Source organism: Streptomyces sp. NPDC044003 (genome assembly GCF_056435185.1).
On record NZ_JBWKFA010000007.1, the window covers coordinates 171,124 to 189,778 of the forward strand.

The window sequence follows — 18,655 nt, forward strand, 5'->3', positions numbered from 1 at the left end:
GAATAGGGTTTGATCTCAGCATGGGAGACGAACCACTGGCAATCGCGATCGATTCCACGGCGGACGCAGGACCGCGCCGCGTCCACTGCCGCCTCTGCGGCCGCCCCCTGACCGGCGCGGACTCCCGCCGCACAGGCCTGGGCCCCACCTGCGACGCCAAACTCCACCCGACACCTCCGGACATCCGCACCCGCCGCCACGAGGTGGAGCAGGACACGCTCCCGGGCATCGACCAGGAGCCGTAGGACCGCAGCCCGGCGACGCTACCAGGCGACAAACCGATGGCCCACGGGAATTCGGGGCGGTCACAGTGACCGGCGATGAGACCCAAACCCGAGCAACCGGAGTCCTGAACCATGTCCACCCTGCGCGTCACCGCCGAAGTCCTCACCGTTCATCCGCATCCCAACGCCGACGCCCTCGAGCTCGCCCAGGTCGGGCTCTACCGGGCCGTCGTCGCCAAGGGGGTCTACGAGACGGGCGATGTCGCCGTCTACATCCCCGAGCAGGCAGTGCTTCCTCTTCCGCTCGTCGACGAGCTGGGGCTCACCGGGCGGCTCGCCGGGGGGAACGCGGACCGCGTGAAGGCGGTGCGGCTGCGTGGGGAGTTGTCGCAGGGGATCGTGTGCCGGCCCGGTGCGCTCGCCGGTACCGATCTGGCGCGGGCGGCCGCCGAGGGGGTCGACTTCGCGGAGGTGCTCGGGATCACCAAGTGGGTGCCGCCGATACCGCCGACGATGAACGGGGAGGTCGAGCCCGCGCCCGATCTGCTGCCGTGGGTCGACATCGAGAACCTGCAGCGCTACCCGGACCTCTTCGAGCCCGGTGAGCCCGTCGTCCTGACGGAGAAGCTCCACGGCACCGCCTGCCTGCTGACCTTCCACGCCGAGGAAGGGCGCGTGCAGGTCTCCTCCAAGGGGTTCGGGGCCAAGGGGCTCGCCCTGCGGGAGGACCCGCGCAATCTGTACTGGCGCGCCGTCCACGGCCATGGGCTCGCCGGTGTCGCCGAGCGGCTGGCGAAGCGGCTCGGCGCCCGCCGGGTGGGGCTCTTCGGCGAGGTGTACGGCTCCGGGGTGCAGGACCTCGCCTACGGCGCCGACGCCCGCTCCGAGACCGTCGGGTACGCCCTCTTCGACGTGTCCGCCGAGATCGACGGACAGGTTCGGTGGCTCGACCCGGAGGACGTCGTCGAGGCCGGCGAGGTGGCGTTCGTACCGCGGCTCCACTCCGGCCCGTACGACCTCGACACCGTCCTCGCCCTCGCCACCGGGCGCGAGACCGTCTCCGGCCGGGAGACGCACCTGCGGGAGGGCGTCGTCATCCGGCCCGCGACCGAGCGGTACAGCCCGGTGACCGGCGGCCGGGCCATCGCCAAGGCCGTCAGCCCCGCCTACCTGACCCGCAAGGGCGGCACCGAGTTCGAGTGACCCCGGCGCGTCAGAGCTTGCGGAACAGGCCCTCCTGGACCACCGACACAAGCAGCCTGCCCTCGCGGTCGTAGATGCGGCCGCGGGCCAGGCCCCGGCCTCCCGTCGCGATGGGCGACTCCTGGTCGTACAGGAACCACTCGTCCGCGCGGAACGGCCGGTGGAACCACATCGCGTGGTCCAGGGAGGCCATGTCGAAGCCGCGCGGGCCCCACAGGGGTTCGACCGGGATGCGGACCGCGTCCAGGAGCGTCATGTCCGAGGCGTAGGTGAGGGCGCACGTGTGGACCAGCGGATCGTCGCCGAGCGGGCCCACCGCCCGCATCCACACCGCGCTCCGCGGGTCCGCGCCCTTGACCTCCTCCTGCGTCCACCGCAGCCGGTCCACGTACCGGATGTCGAAGGGCTGACGGCGGGCCATCCGCTCCAGCGCCTCCGGCAGCGCGCCCAGGTGCTCCCGGATCTCGTCCGCGAGGTTCGGCAGCGTGTCCGGGTCGGTCAGGTGCCGCGGCGGCAGCTGGTGCTCGAAGGCGCCCTCCTCCGGCTTGTGGAAGGAGGCCGTGAGGTTGAAGATCGTCCGCCCTTCCTGGATCGCCGTCACCCGGCGGGTCGTGAACGACCGGCCGTCCCGCACCCGCTCCACCTGGTACACGATCGGCACCCCGGGCCGCCCCGGCCGCAGGAAGTAGGCGTGCAGCGAGTGGACCGGCCGGTCGCCCTCCGTGGTGCGGCCGGCCGCCACGAGGGCCTGCCCGGCGACCTGCCCGCCGAAGACCCGCTGCAGCGACTCCTGCGGGCTGCGCCCGCGGAAGATGTTCACCTCGATCTGCTCCAGGTCGAGCAGGTCCACGAGCCTCTCGGCGGGGTTGGTCATCCCGGTTCTCCTCCTACAGCTGTCCGACGGACGTCACGCGGACCACCGCCCGGCCCTCCTCGTCGGAGGCCGCGAGATCCACCTCCGCGCTGATTCCCCAGTCATGGTCGCCGTTCGGGTCGGCGAAGGTCTGCCGGACGCGCCACAGCCCGTGCGCCGCGTCCTCCTCGATCGCGAGCAGCTTCGGGCCGCGCGCGTCCGGGCCCGTACCGAGGTCGTCGTACTCGTCCCAGTACGCGTCCATCGCCTCGCCCCACGCGTCCGCGTCCCAGCCGGCCTCGGCGTCCAGCTCGCCGAGCGCGTCGACGTTGTCGAGGGCGGCCAGCTCCACCCGGCGGAACATCGCGTTGCGCACCAGGACCCGGAAGGCGCGGGCGTTCGCCGTGACCGGCTTGACCTGGTCGGCCTTCTCCTGGGCCTCCTCGGCCGTCTGGATCTCCGGGTTGGCCAGCTGCTCCCACTCGTCGAGCAGCGAGGAGTCCACCTGGCGCACCATCTCGCCGAGCCAGGCGATCAGGTCCTCCAGGTCCTCGGTCTTCAGGTCGTCCGGGATGGTGTGGTCGAGCGCCTTGTACGCGCTCGCCAGGTACCGCAGGACGATGCCCTCGGTCCGCGCCAGCTCGTACCAGGAGGTGAACTCCGTGAAGGTCAGAGCCCGTTCGTACATGTCACGGATGACCGACTTCGGCGACACCGGGTGGTCGCCGACCCACGGGTGCGACTTCCGGTACACGTTGTACGCGTGCCAGAGCAGCTCCTCCAGCGGCTTCGGGTACGAGATGTCCTGGAGCCGCTCCATCCGCTCCTCGTACTCGACGCCGTCCGCCTTCATCTGCCCGACGGCCTCCCCGCGCGCCTTGTTCTGCATGGCGGCGAGGATCTGGCGCGGGTCGTCGAGCGTCGACTCGACGACGGACACCATGTCCAGGGCGTACGAGGGGGACTCGGGGTCGAGCAGGTCGAAGGCGGCGAGCGCGAACGTCGACAGCGGCTGGTTGAGCGCGAAGTCCTGCTGGAGGTCGACCGTGAGACGGATCGTGCGGCCCTCGGCGTCCGGCTCGTCCAGCTGCTCCACCACGCCGCCGTCGAGCAGCGAGCGGTAGATCGCGATGGCCCGGCGGATGTGCCGCAGCTGCGCCTTGCGCGGCTCGTGGTTGTCCTCCAGGAGCTTGCGCATCGCCTCGAAGGCGTTGCCCGGCCGGGCGATCACCGAGAGCAGCATGATGTTGGTGACCTTGAAGCGGGAGGTCAGCGGCTCCGGCTCGGCTGCGATCAGCTTCTCGAAGGTCGTGTCGCTCCAGGCGACGAAGCCCTCGGGGGCCTTCTTGCGGACCACCTTGCGGCGCTTCTTCGGGTCGTCGCCGGCCTTCGCGAGCGCCTTCTCGTTCTCGATGACGTGCTCGGGGGCCTGCGCCACCACGAAGCCCGCGGTGTCGAAGCCGGCCCGGCCGGCCCGGCCCGCGATCTGGTGGAACTCACGGGCCCGCAGGGTGCGCACCCGGTTGCCGTCGTACTTGGTGAGGGCCGTGAACAGCACCGTACGGATCGGCACGTTGACGCCGACGCCGAGGGTGTCCGTCCCGCAGATCACCTTCAGCAGACCCGCCTGGGCCAGCTTCTCCACGAGCCGCCGGTACTTCGGCAGCATGCCCGCGTGGTGCACGCCGATGCCGTGCCGGACGTACCGCGAGAGGTTCTGGCCGAACTTGGTGGTGAAGCGGAAGTTGCCGATGAGCTCGGCGATCTGGTCCTTCTCCTCGCGCGTGCACATGTTGATGCTCATCAGCGACTGCGCGCGCTCGACGGCCTGCGCCTGCGTGAAGTGCACGATGTAGACGGGCGCCTGCTTGGTCTCCAGGAGCTCGGTCAGGGTGTCCGTGATGGGCGTCAGCCGGTACTCGTACGAGAGCGGGACCGGCCGGGTCGCCGAGCGGACCACGGAGGTCGGCCGGCCGGTGCGCCGGGTCAGGTCCTTCTCGAACATCGACACGTCGCCGAGCGTCGCCGACATCAGGATGAACTGCGCCTGGGGGAGTTCGAGCAGCGGGATCTGCCAGGCCCAGCCGCGGTCCTGCTCGGCGTAGAAGTGGAACTCGTCCATGACGACCTGGCCGATGTCGGCGTACTTGCCGTCCCGCAGCGCGATCGAGGCGAGGACCTCGGCCGTGCAGCAGATCACCGGGGCGTCCGCGTTCACGGAGGCGTCGCCGGTCAGCATGCCGACGTTCTCGGTGCCGAAGAGCTTGCACAGGTCGAAGAACTTCTCCGACACCAGCGCCTTGATCGGCGCGGTGTAGAAGGTCACCTGGTCATTGGCGAGCGCGGTGAAGTGCGCACCCGCCGCGACCAGCGACTTTCCCGATCCGGTGGGTGTGGACAAGATCACGTTGGCCCCGGAGACGACCTCGATCAGCGCCTCTTCCTGGGCCGGGTAGAGCGTGATGCCCCGGTCCTCGGCCCAGGAGGAGAAGGCCTCGAAGAGGGCGTCGGGGTCGGCGGTCGGCGGCAGCTGATCGATAAGGGTCACGCCCCCATCTTGCCCGCATTCGGCTCGGATGAGGGAACCGGCCATCGTCAGTCTTGATCACGGACGATAGGCTCGTCCGTCGACCGGCCGTCAACTCGGCGCCGGCAGGGGAGAAACGGGGCGGACCAATCATGATGGGACCGGCGCATTCGCTGTCCGGAGCGGCGGCATGGCTCGGGGTCGGAGCGGCAGCGGCCGCCTTCGACCACCCGATGCCCTGGCCGGTTCTCGTCGTCGGCGCGCTCATCTGTGCGGGCGCGGCCCTCGCGCCCGACCTCGACCACAAGTCGGCGACCATCTCCCGCGCCTTCGGGCCGGTCTCCCGGGGCCTCTGCGAGATCGTCGACAAGCTGTCGTACGCCGTCTACAAGGCGACCCGCTCCACGTCCGACCCCCGCAGGTCCGGCGGGCACCGGACGCTCACCCACACCTGGCTCTGGGCGGTCCTGATCGGCGCCGGTGCCTCCGTCGCGGCGGTCACCGGCGGCCGCTGGGCCGTCCTCGCGATCCTCTTCGTGCATCTGGTCCTCGCCGTGGAAGGCCTGCTGTGGCGGGCCGCCCGGGTGTCCAGCGACGTCCTGGTGTGGCTGCTCGGCGCCACCAGCGCCTGGATCCTCGCGGGCGTCCTCGACAAGGCCGGCAACGGCTCGGACTGGTTCTTCACGGGCCCCGGCCAGGAGTACCTGTGGCTGGGCCTGCCCATCGTCCTCGGCGCCCTCGTGCACGACATCGGCGACGCCCTGACCGTCTCCGGCTGCCCGATCCTGTGGCCCATCCCCGTGGGCCGCAAGCGCTGGTACCCGCTCGGCCCGCCCAAGGGCATGCGCTTCCGCGCCGGCAGCTGGGTCGAGCTCAAGGTCCTGATGCCCGCCTTCATGCTCCTGGGTGGCGTCGGCGGAGCCTCGGCGCTGGGGTTCTTCTAGGTCCTTCCGCCGGGTGTGCACCGGGCTCGCCGGACTCGCCGCGGCGGCCTGGCCGGACGAGGCGGAGCTGCCCCGCTTCGTCCGGCGCCGCTTCACGATCGGGCTACTGAACGGCGCCGGGCCGGACCGTCGCACGACGGCCCGGCCCGGGTCTGCCGGGGCCCCGTCGCGTCAGCCGTGCCAGGACCGCCACAGCGCCGCGTACGCCCCGTCCGCCGCGACCAGTTCCTCGTGACTGCCGAGCTCGCTGATCCGGCCCGCCTCGACCACCGCGATCAGATCGGCGTCGTGGGCCGTGTGCAGCCGGTGCGCGATGGCCACGACCGTCCGGCCGTCCAGGACCCGGCCCAGCGAGCGCTCCAGGTTCCGGGCCGCGCGCGGGTCCAGCAGCGAGGTCGCCTCGTCGAGGACCAGGGTGTGCGGGTCCGCGAGGACGAGCCGGGCCAGCGCGATCTGCTGCGCCTGCGCCGGGGTCAGCGCGCGGCTGCCCGAGCCGACCTCGGTGTCCAGGCCCTCGTCGAGGGCCCGGGCCCAGCCCTCCGCGTCCACCGCCGCCAGCGCCGCCCACAGGTCGGCGTCCGCGGCCCCGGTCCTGGCCAGGAGCAGATTGTCGCGGAGGGAGCCCACGAAGACGTGGTGCTCCTGGTTGACCAGGGCCACGTGCTCGCGGACCCGCTCGGCGGGCATCCGGGCCAGCTCGGCGGCGCCGAGGGTGACCGAGCCCGTCCTCGGGGCGTAGATCCCCGCGAGCAGCCGGCCCAGGGTGGACTTGCCCGCGCCCGACGGGCCGACCAGGGCCAGCCGGGTGCCGGGCGCCACCTTCAGGGACACCTCGTGCAGCACGTCGACGCCCTCGCGGTAGCCGAACCGGACCCCGTCCGCCTCGACCGCCCGCCCCTCGGGCCGCACCTCCCGGTCGCCCGCGTCCGGCTCGATGTCCCGGACGCCGACGAGCCGGGCCAGCGACACCTGCGCCACCTGGAGCTCGTCGTACCAGCGCAGCACGATCCCGATCGGGTCCACCAGCATCTGCGCGAGGAGCGCGCCCGTCGTCAGCTGCCCCACGTCGATCCAGCCCTGGAGCACGAACACCCCGCCGAGCAGCAGGACCGCGCACAGCACCGTCGTATGCGTGAGGTTGATGACGGGGAAGAGCACCGAGCGCAGGAAGAGCGTGTACCGCTCCCAGGCCACCCACTCCGAGATCCGCCGGTCCGACAGCGCGATCCGCCGCCTGCCGAGACGGTGCGCCTCGACCGTGCGGCCCGCGTCGACGGTCTCGGCGAGGGCGGCGGCCACCGCCGCGTACCCCGCGGACTCCGAGCGGTACGCGGACGGCGCCCGCTTGAAGTACCACCGGACGCCCACGATCAGCACCGGCGCCGCGAGCAGCGCGGCGAGCGCGAGCGGCGGTGCGGTCACCGTGAGGCCGCCGAGCAGCAGCCCCGCCCAGACGACACCGATGGCCAGCTGGGGCACGGCCTCGCGCATCGCGTTGGCGAGCCGGTCGACGTCCGTGGTGATCCGGGAGAGCAGATCGCCCGTCCCGGCCCGCTCCAGGACGCCGGGCGGCAGGCCGACCGCGCGGACGAGGAAGTCCTCGCGCAGATCCGCGAGCATCTCCTCGCCGAGCATCGCCCCGCGCAGCCGTACGAGCCGCGTGAACACGGTCTGGACGAGCAGCGCGACCGCGAACAGCGCGACCGTACGCTCCAGATGGAGGTCACGGGCCCCGTCCGCGAGACCGTCCACCACCGAACCGAGCAGATACGGGCCGACCATCGAGGCGGTCACGGCGACCGCGTTCACCCCGACGAGCAGCGCGAACGCCCGGCGGTGCCGGCGCAGCAGCTCGCGCACGTAGCCGCGGACGGTGGCGGTTGCGGCGACGGGCAGTGTCGTCGCCGTCTTCGGGGCCGCCGGGTCGTACTCCGGCGGCGCCAGGCCGATCATGCCGATTCCCCTTCCAGTGCTTCGAGTTCGCCCGTACGGACCGCGAGTTCCTCGTCCGTCTCACGGGTGACGACCGCGCGGTAGCGCGGCTCCGCGGCGAGCAGCCCGCGGTGGCTGCCGACGGCGACCGCCTGGCCCCCGTGGACCAGGACGACCCGGTCGGCGCGGTCCAGGAGGAGCGGCGAGGACGCGAGGACCACGGTGGTCCTGGTCTCCCGCAGCGCCGCGATCCCGGTGGCGACGGCGGCCTCGGTGTGTGCGTCGACCGCCGAGGTCGGCTCGTCGAGGACGAGGACCTCCGGGTCGGCGACCAGCGACCGGGCGAGCGCGAGTCGCTGGCGCTGGCCGCCGGAGAGCGAGCGGCCCCGCTCGGTGATGCGGGTGCGCATCGGGTCGCCGCCGGTGGAGACGGAGGCCTGCGCGAGTGCGTCGAGGACGTCGTCGCAGCGGGCGGCGGCGAGTGCCTCCTCGGCCGTGACGGCGCCCGACGCGGGCACGTCGAGCAGCTCGCGGAGGGTGCCCGAGAGCAGCACCGGCTCCTTGTCCTGGACGAGGACGACCGCACGCGCGTCCTCCAGCGGCAGTTCGTCGAGCGGTACCCCGCCGAGCAGCACCGAGGTGTGGTCGGCCTCCGGCTCCGTCGGGTGGCCGCCCAGCCGGTCCGCGAGCCGCCCGGCCACGTCCGGATCGCCGCAGACCACGGCCGTGAAGAGACCGGCCGGGGCGCGCAGTCCGGTCAGCGGGTCGTACAGGTCGCCGCCGGCCTCGAGCTCCCGGGCCTTCGGGGCCGTGGTCGTCGTGCGGGTCAGCGAGAGGACCCGGGCGGCCCGCTTCGCGGACGGCCGCGAGAAGGAGAAGGCCTGGGCGATCTCCTCGAAGTTCCGCAGCGCGTGATGGGTGAGGGCCACCGCGCTGTAGACGGTGACCAGCTCGCCGACCTCGATCCGCCCGTCGAGCGCGAGCCGCGTCCCGTACGCGACCACGGCGATGAGCAGCAGGCCCGGCAGCACGACCTGGACGGCGGAGATCAGCGCCCACATCCGCGCACTGTGCACGGCCGCCTTGCGGACCTCCTGGGAGGCGGCGCGGTAGCGGCCGAGGAAGAGGTCCTCACCGCCGATACCGCGCAGCACCCGGAGCCCGGCGACCGTGTCGGAGGCCAGCTCGGTGGCCCTGCCGGCCTTCTCCCGCTGGACGTCCGCCCGGCGGGTCGCGCGGGGGAGGAGCGGCAGGACGGCCAGGGCGAGGACGGGGATGCCGGCGGCGACCACGACGCCGAGGGCCGGCTGGTAGACGACGAGGCCGACGCAGATGACGACCAGGGTGACGGCGGCCGCGGCGAACCGGGACAGGGCCTCGACGAACCAGCCGATCCGCTCGACGTCACCGGTCGACACGGCGACGACTTCTCCGGCGGCGACCCGCCGGGTCAGGACGGAGCCCAGTTCGGCGGTCTTGCGGGAGAGGAGCTGCTGCACACGGGCGGCGGCGGTGATCCAGTTGGTGACGGCGGTGCGGTGGAGCATCACGTCGCCGGCGGCGATCGCCGACCCGAGGGCCACGAGCAGCACCCCGGCGAGCGCGAGCCGTCCGCCGTCGCGGTCCACGACCGCCTGGACGGCGAGTCCGACGGCGAGCGGCAGACCGGCGATGCCCAGATGGTGCAGCAGCCCCCAGAGCAGGGACTTCACCTGCCCGCCGAGCTGTTGTCGGCCGAGCCAGAGGAGGAACCGGGTGCCCGAGCGGACATCGGGGACCCCCGGGTCGGCGAAGGGAAGATCTCGAATCTGCATGGCTGCCCAGGATCTCCGGGTCGGTCTGGGGGATCGCGCGCCGGTGGTGTGCCATGGCGGTGTGCGACCACGATGGGGAAACCGTGCAAGGTTCGCTTTTTCCCCCGGGAGCGGCAATCGATTTTCCCCATGAGGGAACAGATCGCGCCATGTCCGCTCATCGTCCTCTGGACCGCGGGGCACCGGCGCGCTTCACTTCCGCCCCATGAGATCACTCAAGATCACGAGCGTGATCGGCGGTCTGCTGCTCGCCGCCGGCGCGCTGTTCACCGCCCACCCGGCCGCCGCCGACGGTCCGAACGGCCCGACGCCGCCCGCCGAGTTCACCACCGACTGGCACGACCCGGTCACCGCCGCCCCGCCCGTCGACACCCCCGGGACCCGCAGCTGCGAGGTCACCCTCGCCGCCGCGCAGTTCCGCGACTTCACCCCCTACAAGGGGAGCTACACCCCGCCGAAGGAGTGCGGCACGTCCGCCCGCTGGAACAAGGTCGTCCTGCGCCTCGACGGACAGGTCAAGGGCCGCCAGTACGACCGACTGGGCTACCTCACCCTCGGCGGCGTCGAGATCCTCCGCACCTCCACCCCCGAGCCCTCGCCCGACGGCATCACCTGGTCCGTCGAGAAGGACGTCACCCGCTACCGCGACACGCTCAGCCGCCCGCAGTCCGTCGAGATGCTCATCGGCAACGTCGTGAACGAGACGTACACCGGGGTCATCGACGTCCGCGTCACCCTCACCTTCCACACCGCCGAGGGCCGGGTGAAGCCCGCCGCCGGCACCCCCGACCGGGTCGTCCCGCTGACCGGCGCCACCCTCACCACCCCGCGCAACACCGAACGCGTCCTCGCCGAGGTGTACGCCACCGGATCCGGCGGCGGCTGCGAGGAGTTCTGGTACCTCACCGTCCCGGACGCGGCCCCCTACTCCTGCAAGGCCACCGACGGGCCCTACCGTGAGGTGCAGATATCCGTCGACGGGAAGCTCGCCGGCATCGCGGCCCCCTTCCCGCACGTCTGGACCGGCGGCTGGTCCAACCCCTTCCTCTGGTACGTGACGCCCGCGCCGCGCGCCTTCGACGTGCAGCCGATCGTCTACGACCTCACGCCCTTCGCGGCCCTGCTCAACGACGGCGCGGCCCATCGCGTCGAGGTCTCCGTCGCCGGCGTCCCCGCGGGCCAGTCCGGCTGGAGCATCCCCACCAACGTGCTCCTCTGGCAGGACGAGGGCAGCGAGGTCGTCACCGGGGCCCTGGACCGCCACGAGCTCGGCACCCCGCGCAACTCCGTCGTGTACACGGCCGGTTCGCCCGACGTCCTGGACACCACGGGCGGCGACACGCTCACCGTGGCCGGACACCTGAACACCTCGCACGGCCGGGTCGCCACGACCGTCACCCGTACCGTCGACCACCGCTCCACGCACCGCTGGGGCGCCGACGAGAACCCGGACGCGCTCACCGCCCGCTGGACCGACGACGAGACCGTGACCGTCGGCGGGACCGCGACCCGCACCCGGCACACGTACAGCATGGACGGTGAGATCAGCGTCGACGGCGCGAACCGCCTGCGGACCGTCCTCACCGTCGGCGACCGTGCCTCCGTCGACGTCGTCCGGGGCGGCAAGCGGCTGTCCTGGTCCCGCCTGGACGACACGTACACCGGCGACGCCTCCTTCACCCTCGGCGTCCCGCGCGACCAGCGGCACGCGGTCGGCACCAGCACCGAGCGCTACCGGCTGTACGGCTCCGCCGGCTGCTACGACCGCAGCCTGACGACCGTCCAGGGCACCGTCACCCAGGACCTGCGACGCTGCTGAGGAACACGGCCGCCCCGGCCCCTCACGACGAGGGGCCGGGGCGGGCGCGGCTCCGTCAGGCGGGCTTCGCCGAGTCCACGCCCGAGCGGGTCTTCTGCCACTCGCCGCGCGTGAAGTCCGGGATCTCCTGCGGCGCCCCGTTCGCCTTGATCGACGCGTGGCTGAGCGGCACCGGAGCCGTCCAGGTCGCCGCGTCGTACACGTCGAAGTCCGGCGGAAGGCCCAGCTGGAGGCACTGCATCAGGCGGTAGACCATGATGTAGTCCATGCCGCCGTGGCCGCCCGGCGGATTGGCGTGCTCCTTCCACAACCAGTGGTCGAACTCGGTCGCGTACGCCGAGAAGTCGCCCCACACGTCGTCCTTGTGGTCCGGCTCCAGATAGATCCTGGCCGGGTAGTCCTCGAAGACCCCCCGCGTCCCGCCGAGACTGTTGATCCTGCTGTACGGGTGCGGGGTGGAGACGTCGTGTTCGAGGCGGATCAGCCGGCCCTTGGACGTCCGGACCATGCTGACCGTCCGGTCGCTCTCGATGTACGTCTCCTTCCAGCTCGGATCGCCGGGCGGCATGTTCGCCGCGCGGTACTCGGCGAGACCGAGCGCCGGCGTGCCGAAGCTGCTGATGCTCACCACCCGGTCGCCCCGGTTGACGTCCATGTAGTTGGCGACCGGACCGAAGCCGTGGTTCGGGTAGAGGTCCCCGCGCAGCCGCGTGTGCCACAGGCGGCGCCACGGCCCCTCGTAGTACGTCGGTGAGAACATCAGGCCGCGCAGGTCGTGGTTGTACGCCCCCGCGCCGTGCAGCAGCTCCCCGAACTTGCCGGCGTGCGCCATCCGCAGCACCCGCATCTCGTTCCGCCCGTAGCAGCAGTTCTCCAGCTGCATGCAGTGGCGGCGGGTCTGCTCCGAGAGGTCGACCAGCTCCCACAGATCGGCGAGCTCCATCGCGACCGGACACTCCACGCCGACGTGCTTGCCGCCCAGCATCGCCGATCTGGCGATCGCGAAGTGGGTCTCCCAGGGCGTCGCCACATAGACGAAGTCGAGGTCCGTGCGGGTGCAGAGGTTCTCGTAGTCGTCCTCGCCGTGGGAGTACAGGGCGGGGGCGGGCTGTCCCGCGGCGACGACCGTCGCGGCGGCCCGCTCGGCCTTCTCGCGCACCGGGTCGCAGACGGCGACCACCCGGACCCAGGGCAGCGAGAGGAAGTTGCCGATCATGCTCGCGCCGCGGTTGCCGAGCCCGACGATGCCGACCCGGACGGTGGAACGGCCCTCGAACGGCACCCCGGCCATGGTGGTGCCCCGGCGCTTCGGCACGGCCGCGGTGACGGCTTCCGGTGCGGCTGCGGGAGCGGATCCGGTGGCGGCCTGCGCGCTCTGCGCGGCGCCGCCCGCGGCGGCGATGCCGAGCCCTGCCCCGGCCGCTCCCGCGGTGGTCCTGAGGACCTTGCGGCGGCTCGGGGTGCGCGGTGTCTGCTCGTTCATGGAACCTCCCGGAGCTGTGTGCACGGTTGTTTCATGGAGCCCGCACAGGACCCTGGCCCCGGTGGCCGATGGTGCGCAAGGGCGCCGATAGGACTCTTGCGACGGGTAGTTGGACTTTACTGTTCCGGTTCCTCTGCCGAGCCGGACCGACCGCCGATGATCACTCGAACATACGAAGGGCCCCTCACCGCTCGGGGTGAGGGGCCCTGCTCGCCGGGGGAGAGACCGGCTGGCGGACGGTCAGGGACGGGTGGCGTGCTCCAGGGCGAGGAGCACCGATCCGTAGCTCCGGCCGGTCGCCCGGTCCATCCCGATCTCGCACATCCGGTTGGCCGAGAAATGCGCGTCGAACGGCCGGGCCGTGACCTCGGCCGCCTCGCGGGCGGTCGCCGAGGCCGTCAGCTCCGGATGCAGCATGCCCCGGTCCCCGGCGAACGCGCAGCAGCCCGCGTCGGCCGGGACGACGACCTCCTCCGCGCAGGCCTCGGCGAGCGCGGTGAGCTTCTCCTCGTCGCCCAGATGCCGCATCGAGCAGGTCGGATGGACCACGGCCGAGGCGACGCGGCGCCGCACGTCGAGCCGGGGGAGCAACTCGTCCGCCGCCCACACGAGCGAGTCGACGACGGTGAGTTCGGCGTGCAGCTCCCGGTTGTCCTCCGTCAGATACGGCACCACCTCGTGCGCGATCCCGAGGGTGCACGAGGAGGCGTCCACCACGATCGGCAGCCTCCCGCCGGCCGTCCACCCCCAGGCGGCTTCGACGATCCGGTTCGCCATCACCTCGTTGCCCCGCTCGTACCCCTTGGAGTGCCAGATCGTCGCGCAGCACGTTCCGGCCACGTCGTCCGGGATCCACACCGGCCGCCCGGCCCGCGCGGACACCGCGACGACGGCCTCCGGGAGCGAGGGCCCCCGCTCGCCGTCCGCGTTGCCGAAGATGCGGTTCACACAGGACGGGTAGTAGACGGCGACCGCCGCGGGACGGTGGGTGCGGGGCAGCCGCCGGGCCGCCGCGCCCGGGATCTCCGGCAACCACTCCGGTACGAGGTCGGGGCGCACGGCCTTGCGGGCGAGGCCCGTCACCGATCCCAGGACCCGGTCGCCGATCCGGTCCGCGGCGGCGACCGCGAGCCGCGCGGACGCCTCCACCGCGCGGAAGTTCCTGGCGGCCAGGGCCGCGATCCGCTCCTCGCGCGGCGAGTGCCGCTCGTGCCGGAACTCCTTCATCAGCGCCCCCGTGTCGATCCCGACCGGGCAGGCCAGCTTGCAGGTGGAGTCACCGGCGCAGGTGTCGACGGCGTCGTAGCCGTACGACTCCAGGAGCCGGGACTCGACGGGGGAGCCGTCGGACTGGCGCATCATCTCCCGGCGCAGCACGATCCGCTGCCGCGGAGTGGTCGTCAGATCGTGGCTGGGACAGGTCGGTTCGCAGAAGCCGCACTCGATGCACGGGTCGGCGATCCGCTCCACGGCCGGGATCGTCTTCAGGCCGCGCAGATGGGCCTGCGGGTCGCGGTCCAGGACGATCCGCGGGGCGAGTACACCGGCCGGGTCGACGGCCTCCTTGACCCGCCACATCAGCTCGGTCGCCTTCGCCCCCCACTCCAGCTCCAGGAACGGCGCGATGTTGCGGCCGGTGGCGTGCTCCGCCTTCAGCGAGCCGTCGAAGCGCTCCACGGTCAGCTTGCAGAACTCGTCCATGAAGGCCGCGTACCGCTGGACGTCGGCGGGGTCGGCCGCGTCGAAGGCGAGCAGGAAATGGAGGTTGCCGTGGGCCGCGTGGCCCGCCACCGCCGCGTCGAAGCCGTGCCGGGCCTGGAGCCCGAGCAGCGCCTCGCAGGCCTCCGCGAGCCGGTCCGGCGGCACCGCGAAGTCCTCGGTGATCAGGGTCGTACCGGAGGGGCGGGCGCCGCCGACCGCCGTCACGAAGGCCCTGCGGGCCTTCCAGTAGCCGGAGATCCGCTTCGGGTCCCGGGTGAACGCGTTCTCCACGGAGGCCACCGGGGCGACCAGGCCGAGGCCGTCGAGCACGGCCGCCGCCGCCCGCTCGTACGCCTCCAGGGCCGCCGTGTCCGGGGCCCGGAACTCGACCAGGAGCGCCGCCGTCTCCTTCGGCAGCTCCGCCCAGTCGGCGGGCACGCCCGCCACGCTCACCGAGGCCCGCAGCGTGTTGCCGTCCATCAGCTCGACGGCGAGCGCCCCGGCGTCGTTGAACAGGGGCACGGCCGCGGCGGCGGCCGGCAGCGAGGGGAAGAACAGCAGGGCCGTCGACACCTGGCGGTCCAGCGGCAGGGTGTCGAAGACGACCTCGGAGATGAAGCCGAAGGTGCCCTCGGAGCCGACCATCAGACCCCGAAGGATCCGCACCGGGGTGTCGCCGTCGAGGAAGGCGTCGAGCCGGTAGCCGTTGGTGTTCTTGATGGCGTGCTTGGCGCGGATCCGGGCGGTCAGCTCGGCGTCCGCCTCGATCTCCGCCTTCAGCGCCATCAGCTCCGCGCACAGCCTCGGCTCGGCGCGCGCGAGCTCCTCGTCGGCGTCCGGGTCCGCCGTGTCGACCACGGTCCCGCTCGGCAGGACGACGGTGAGGGAGGCGACGGTCCGGTAGGAGTTCCGGGTGGTGCCGGCCGTCATGCCCGAGGCGTTGTTGGCGACGACCCCGCCGATCGTGCACGCGACCGCGCTGGCCGGATCGGGCCCCAGGACCCGCCCGTGCGGGGCGAGCGCCGCATTGGCCCGCACCACCGTGGTGCCGGGCCGGATCCGGGCCCGGGCGCCGCCGTCCAGGACCTCGACGCCCACCCAGTGGCGGCGCACGTCGACGAGGATGTCCTCGCCCTGCGCCTGCCCGTTGAGGCTGGTCCCGGCGGCCCGGAAGACCACCTCGCGGCCCTTGCCGTGGGCGTACGACAGGACGGTGGAGATGTCGTCGATGTCCTCGGCGACCACGACGACCTGCGGGACGAAGCGGTACGGGCTCGCGTCCGAGGCGTAGCGCACCAGGTCGGAGATCTTCGACAGGACCTTGCCGGGGCCGAGGAGCTCGGTGAGCTCCTCCCGCAGCCGCCGCGGCGTGCCCCGGGCCTGGAGCTCCGGCACGCGGTCCGGGGCGGGGGTCCGCTTCGTACCGGGACGGAGGGCCCGCGGGTCGGGTTCGAGCAGCGGCATGTCACGGCTCCCCTTCGGCGCGTCCCCGCACCCGACGGGTCAGCAGCCGCGCTCCGGGCCGGGGTCGACCAGGGCGGACAGCAGACCTTCGAGCACCTCGCGCTGATCGACGGTCAATGGAGCAAGGATGTCCTCTGCGGCGGCCCGGCGCGCGCTGCGCAGCTCGCGCAGCGTGGCGCGGCCCGCGTCGGTGAGCTCGATCCGCACCACCCGGCGGTTGTTCGGGTCGGGCACCCGGCGCACCCGGTCGCCCGCCTCGAGTCCGTCGACGAGACTGGTCACGGCCCTCGGGACGACCTCGAGACGGGCCGCGAGGTCGGCCATCCGGGGCGGCTCGCCGAAGTGTGCGACCGTGCGCAGGAGCCGGGACTGCGCCGGTGTGATGCCGACCGGCTCCAGGTGGCGCTTCTGGATGCGGTGCAGGCGCCGGGTGAGCCGCAGCAGCTGCTCGGCGAGGAGGCCGTCGGTGTCGGCCCCGCTCGGCCGTTCGGTCCCGCTCGGTCGCTCGGAGCTGCTCGGACGGTCGGAGGTGCTCATACAGGAACAATATCAGGACCATGTTCATTGTGAGTATAGGTAACAGTGAGCTATGCTCCGATGGATCGTCTACCTTCGAAGGAGCCCATGCGTCCCCACGACCAGTCCGACTGGACACCCCCGCCCCGCGACTCCGGCCAGCCCAAGGAGCCCGCCCAGGTGCGGCGGATCCTGCGGCTCTTCCGCCCCTACCGCGCGCGCCTCGCGCTCGTCGGCCTCCTGGTCGGCGCCGCCTCGCTCGTCTCGGTGGCCTCGCCGTTCCTCCTCCGGGAGATCCTGGACACCGCCATCCCGCAGGGCCGCACCGGGCTGCTCAGCCTGCTCGCCCTCGGAATGATCGCCACTGCCGTCCTGACCAGCGTCTTCGGCGTGCTCCAGACCCTCATCTCGACCACCGTCGGCCAGCGCGTCATGCACGACCTGCGCACCGGGGTCTACGAGCAGCTCCAGCGGATGCCGCTCGCCTTCTTCACGCGCACGCGTACGGGCGAGGTCCAGTCCCGCATCGCCAACGACATCGGCGGCATGCAGGCGACCGTGACCTCCACGGCCACCTCCCTCGTCTCCAACCTCACCGCCGTCGTCGCGACCGTCGTCGCCATGCTCGCCCTCGACTGGCGCCTCACCCTCGTCTCGCTGCTCCTGCTGCCCGTCTTCGTCTGGATCAGCCGGCGCGTCGGCCGCGAGCGCAAGACGATCACCACCCAGCGCCAGAAGCAGATGGCCGCCATGGCCGCGACCGTCACCGAGTCCCTCTCGGTCAGCGGCATCCTGCTCGGCCGCACCATGGGCCGCGCCGACTCGCTGACCAAGTCCTTCGCCGAGGAGTCCGAGCGCCTCGTCGACCTCGAAGTGCGCTCCTCCATGGCCGGGCGGTGGCGGATGTCCACCATCGGCATCGTCATGGCCGCCATGCCGGCCCTGATCTACTGGGCCGCCGGCATCGCCCTCGGCTCGGGCGGCTCGGAGATCTCGCTCGGCACACTCGTCGCCTTCGTCTCGCTCCAGCAGGGCCTCTTCCGGCCCGCCGTCAGCCTGCTCTCCACCGGCGTGCAGGTGCAGACCTCCCTCGCGCTCTTCCAGCGCATCTTCGAGTACCTCGACCTGCCCGTCGACATCACCGAACCCGACGAGCCGGTCCGGCTGCCGGAGATCCGCGGCGAGGTCTCCTTCGAGAAGGTCGAGTTCCACTACGACCCCGAGGGTCAGAGCCGCCCGACCCTGGACGGCATCGACCTGACCGTCCCCGCCGGGGGCAGCCTGGCCGTCGTCGGCCCCACCGGCTCCGGCAAGTCCACCCTGAGCTACCTCGTGCCCCGGCTGTACGACGTCACCGGCGGCCGCGTCACCCTCGACGGGGTCGACGTGCGTGACCTGGACTTCGACACCCTCGCCCGCGCCGTCGGCGTCGTCTCCCAGGAGACGTACCTCTTCCACGCCTCCGTCGCGGACAACCTCCGCTTCGCCAAGCCCGACGCCACCGACGAGGAGATCGAGGCCGCCGCGCGCGCCGCCCAGATCCACGACCACATCGCCTCGCTCCCCGACGGTTACGACACCCTCGTGGGCGAGCGCGGCTACCGCTTCTCGGGCGGCGAGAAGCAGCGCCTCGCCATCGCGCGCACCATCCTGCGAGACCCTCCGGTCCTGATCCTCGACGAGGCGACCAGCGCCCTCGACACCCGGACCGAGCACGCGGTGCAGCGCGCCATCGACGCCCTGTCGGCCGGCCGCACCACCATCACCATCGCCCACCGGCTCTCCACCGTCCGCGACGCGGACCAGATCGTCGTCCTGGAGGCCGGCGGGATCGCCGAGCGCGGGACGCACGAGGAGCTCCTCGCCCGGGACGGGCGGTACGCGGCCCTGGTCCGCCGGGACGCCCGTACCGAACAGGCGAACGTGGGAGCGGTTGTTCCCCAGAACGTGTGATCGTGCCGGGATTCGTTGCCCGACTCCCGTGCGGCATCGGAAGATTACGGAGTGCGAGCGACGGGCTGCAGACCGCGACCGCACCGTCCCACTGATGCACCTGTACGAGGAGAAGCACCACCATGAACGTCATCACCAACCTGCTCGCCGGCGTCCTCCACTTCCTGGGCTGGCTCGTCTGACGATCGCAGTGCCCGGCGCCGTCGGTCCCCCGTCCCAGGG

The 18,655-nt window shown here is 72.3% G+C and carries 12 protein-coding genes; 5 read left to right on the forward strand and 7 right to left on the reverse strand.

What is annotated here, in order from left to right; all coding sequences use genetic code 11:
- Nucleotides 1–20 precede the first annotated feature (20 nt).
- Nucleotides 21–245, forward strand: coding sequence for a DUF6011 domain-containing protein (locus tag AC07AW_RS26920; RefSeq protein ID WP_478818019.1), 225 nt, complete (start codon nucleotides 21–23; stop codon nucleotides 243–245).
- Between the two features lie 111 nt (nucleotides 246–356).
- Complete coding sequence (locus AC07AW_RS26925; RefSeq protein WP_478818020.1) at nucleotides 357–1,427, forward strand: RNA ligase (ATP); 1,071 nt, start codon at nucleotides 357–359, stop codon at nucleotides 1,425–1,427.
- A gap of 10 nt (nucleotides 1,428–1,437) precedes the next feature.
- On the opposite strand, the gene AC07AW_RS26930 is transcribed toward AC07AW_RS26925, so the two are convergent.
- Together AC07AW_RS26930 and AC07AW_RS26935 are read right to left on the reverse strand one after the other, a co-directional pair.
- Nucleotides 1,438–2,301 (reverse strand): acyl-CoA thioesterase, encoded by an 864-nt coding sequence (locus AC07AW_RS26930; protein WP_478818021.1) that lies wholly within the window; start codon nucleotides 2,299–2,301, stop codon nucleotides 1,438–1,440.
- 13 nt (nucleotides 2,302–2,314) lie between these two features.
- Nucleotides 2,315–4,873 carry a DEAD/DEAH box helicase gene (locus AC07AW_RS26935; protein ID WP_478818022.1) on the reverse strand — a complete coding sequence of 853 codons (2,559 nt, stop codon included), beginning with the start codon at nucleotides 4,871–4,873 and terminating at the stop codon, nucleotides 2,315–2,317.
- Between the two features lie 86 nt (nucleotides 4,874–4,959).
- On the opposite strand from AC07AW_RS26935, the gene AC07AW_RS26940 reads away from it, so the two are divergent.
- A complete protein-coding gene (locus AC07AW_RS26940; protein ID WP_478818023.1) occupies nucleotides 4,960–5,751 on the forward strand; it encodes a metal-dependent hydrolase in 792 nt (263 codons plus the stop codon).
- 171 nt (nucleotides 5,752–5,922) lie between these two features.
- On the opposite strand, the gene AC07AW_RS26945 is transcribed toward AC07AW_RS26940, so the two are convergent.
- Together AC07AW_RS26945 and AC07AW_RS26950 are read right to left on the reverse strand one after the other, a co-directional pair.
- Nucleotides 5,923–7,704, reverse strand: coding sequence for an ABC transporter ATP-binding protein (locus AC07AW_RS26945; protein ID WP_478818024.1), 1,782 nt, complete (start codon nucleotides 7,702–7,704; stop codon nucleotides 5,923–5,925).
- Nucleotides 7,701–9,497, reverse strand: a complete 1,797-nt coding sequence (locus AC07AW_RS26950) for an ABC transporter transmembrane domain-containing protein (protein WP_478818025.1) — start codon at nucleotides 9,495–9,497, stop codon at nucleotides 7,701–7,703. Before AC07AW_RS26950 ends, AC07AW_RS26945 begins: the two co-directional genes overlap by 4 nt.
- 205 nt (nucleotides 9,498–9,702) lie before the next feature.
- Between AC07AW_RS26950 and AC07AW_RS26955 the strand changes: the two genes are divergently transcribed.
- Nucleotides 9,703–11,316 carry a peptide-N4-asparagine amidase gene (locus AC07AW_RS26955; protein ID WP_478818026.1) on the forward strand — a complete coding sequence of 538 codons (1,614 nt, stop codon included), beginning with the start codon at nucleotides 9,703–9,705 and terminating at the stop codon, nucleotides 11,314–11,316.
- 55 nt (nucleotides 11,317–11,371) lie between these two features.
- Here AC07AW_RS26955 and AC07AW_RS26960 read toward each other — a convergent pair whose 3' ends face one another.
- The 3 genes from AC07AW_RS26960 to AC07AW_RS26970 all read right to left on the reverse strand — a co-directional run bounded on the left by AC07AW_RS26960 (nucleotide 11,372) and on the right by AC07AW_RS26970 (nucleotide 16,501).
- The gene (locus AC07AW_RS26960; protein WP_478818027.1) at nucleotides 11,372–12,799 is read right to left on the reverse strand and encodes a Gfo/Idh/MocA family protein; all 1,428 of its coding nucleotides are present in this window, start codon (nucleotides 12,797–12,799) and stop codon (nucleotides 11,372–11,374) included.
- Nucleotides 12,800–13,039: 240 nt separating this feature from the next.
- Nucleotides 13,040–15,964 (reverse strand): FAD-binding and (Fe-S)-binding domain-containing protein, encoded by a 2,925-nt coding sequence (locus AC07AW_RS26965; RefSeq protein WP_478818028.1) that lies wholly within the window; start codon nucleotides 15,962–15,964, stop codon nucleotides 13,040–13,042.
- Between the two features lie 39 nt (nucleotides 15,965–16,003).
- Entirely contained in the window at nucleotides 16,004–16,501 is a 498-nt protein-coding gene (locus AC07AW_RS26970) for a MarR family winged helix-turn-helix transcriptional regulator (RefSeq protein WP_478818029.1), read from the reverse strand.
- Nucleotides 16,502–16,588: 87 nt separating this feature from the next.
- On the opposite strand from AC07AW_RS26970, the gene AC07AW_RS26975 reads away from it, so the two are divergent.
- On the forward strand, nucleotides 16,589–18,433 hold the full coding sequence (locus tag AC07AW_RS26975) for an ABC transporter ATP-binding protein (protein ID WP_478818030.1): 1,845 nt from the start codon (nucleotides 16,589–16,591) through the stop codon (nucleotides 18,431–18,433).
- The last annotated feature ends 222 nt before the right edge of the window (nucleotides 18,434–18,655 follow it).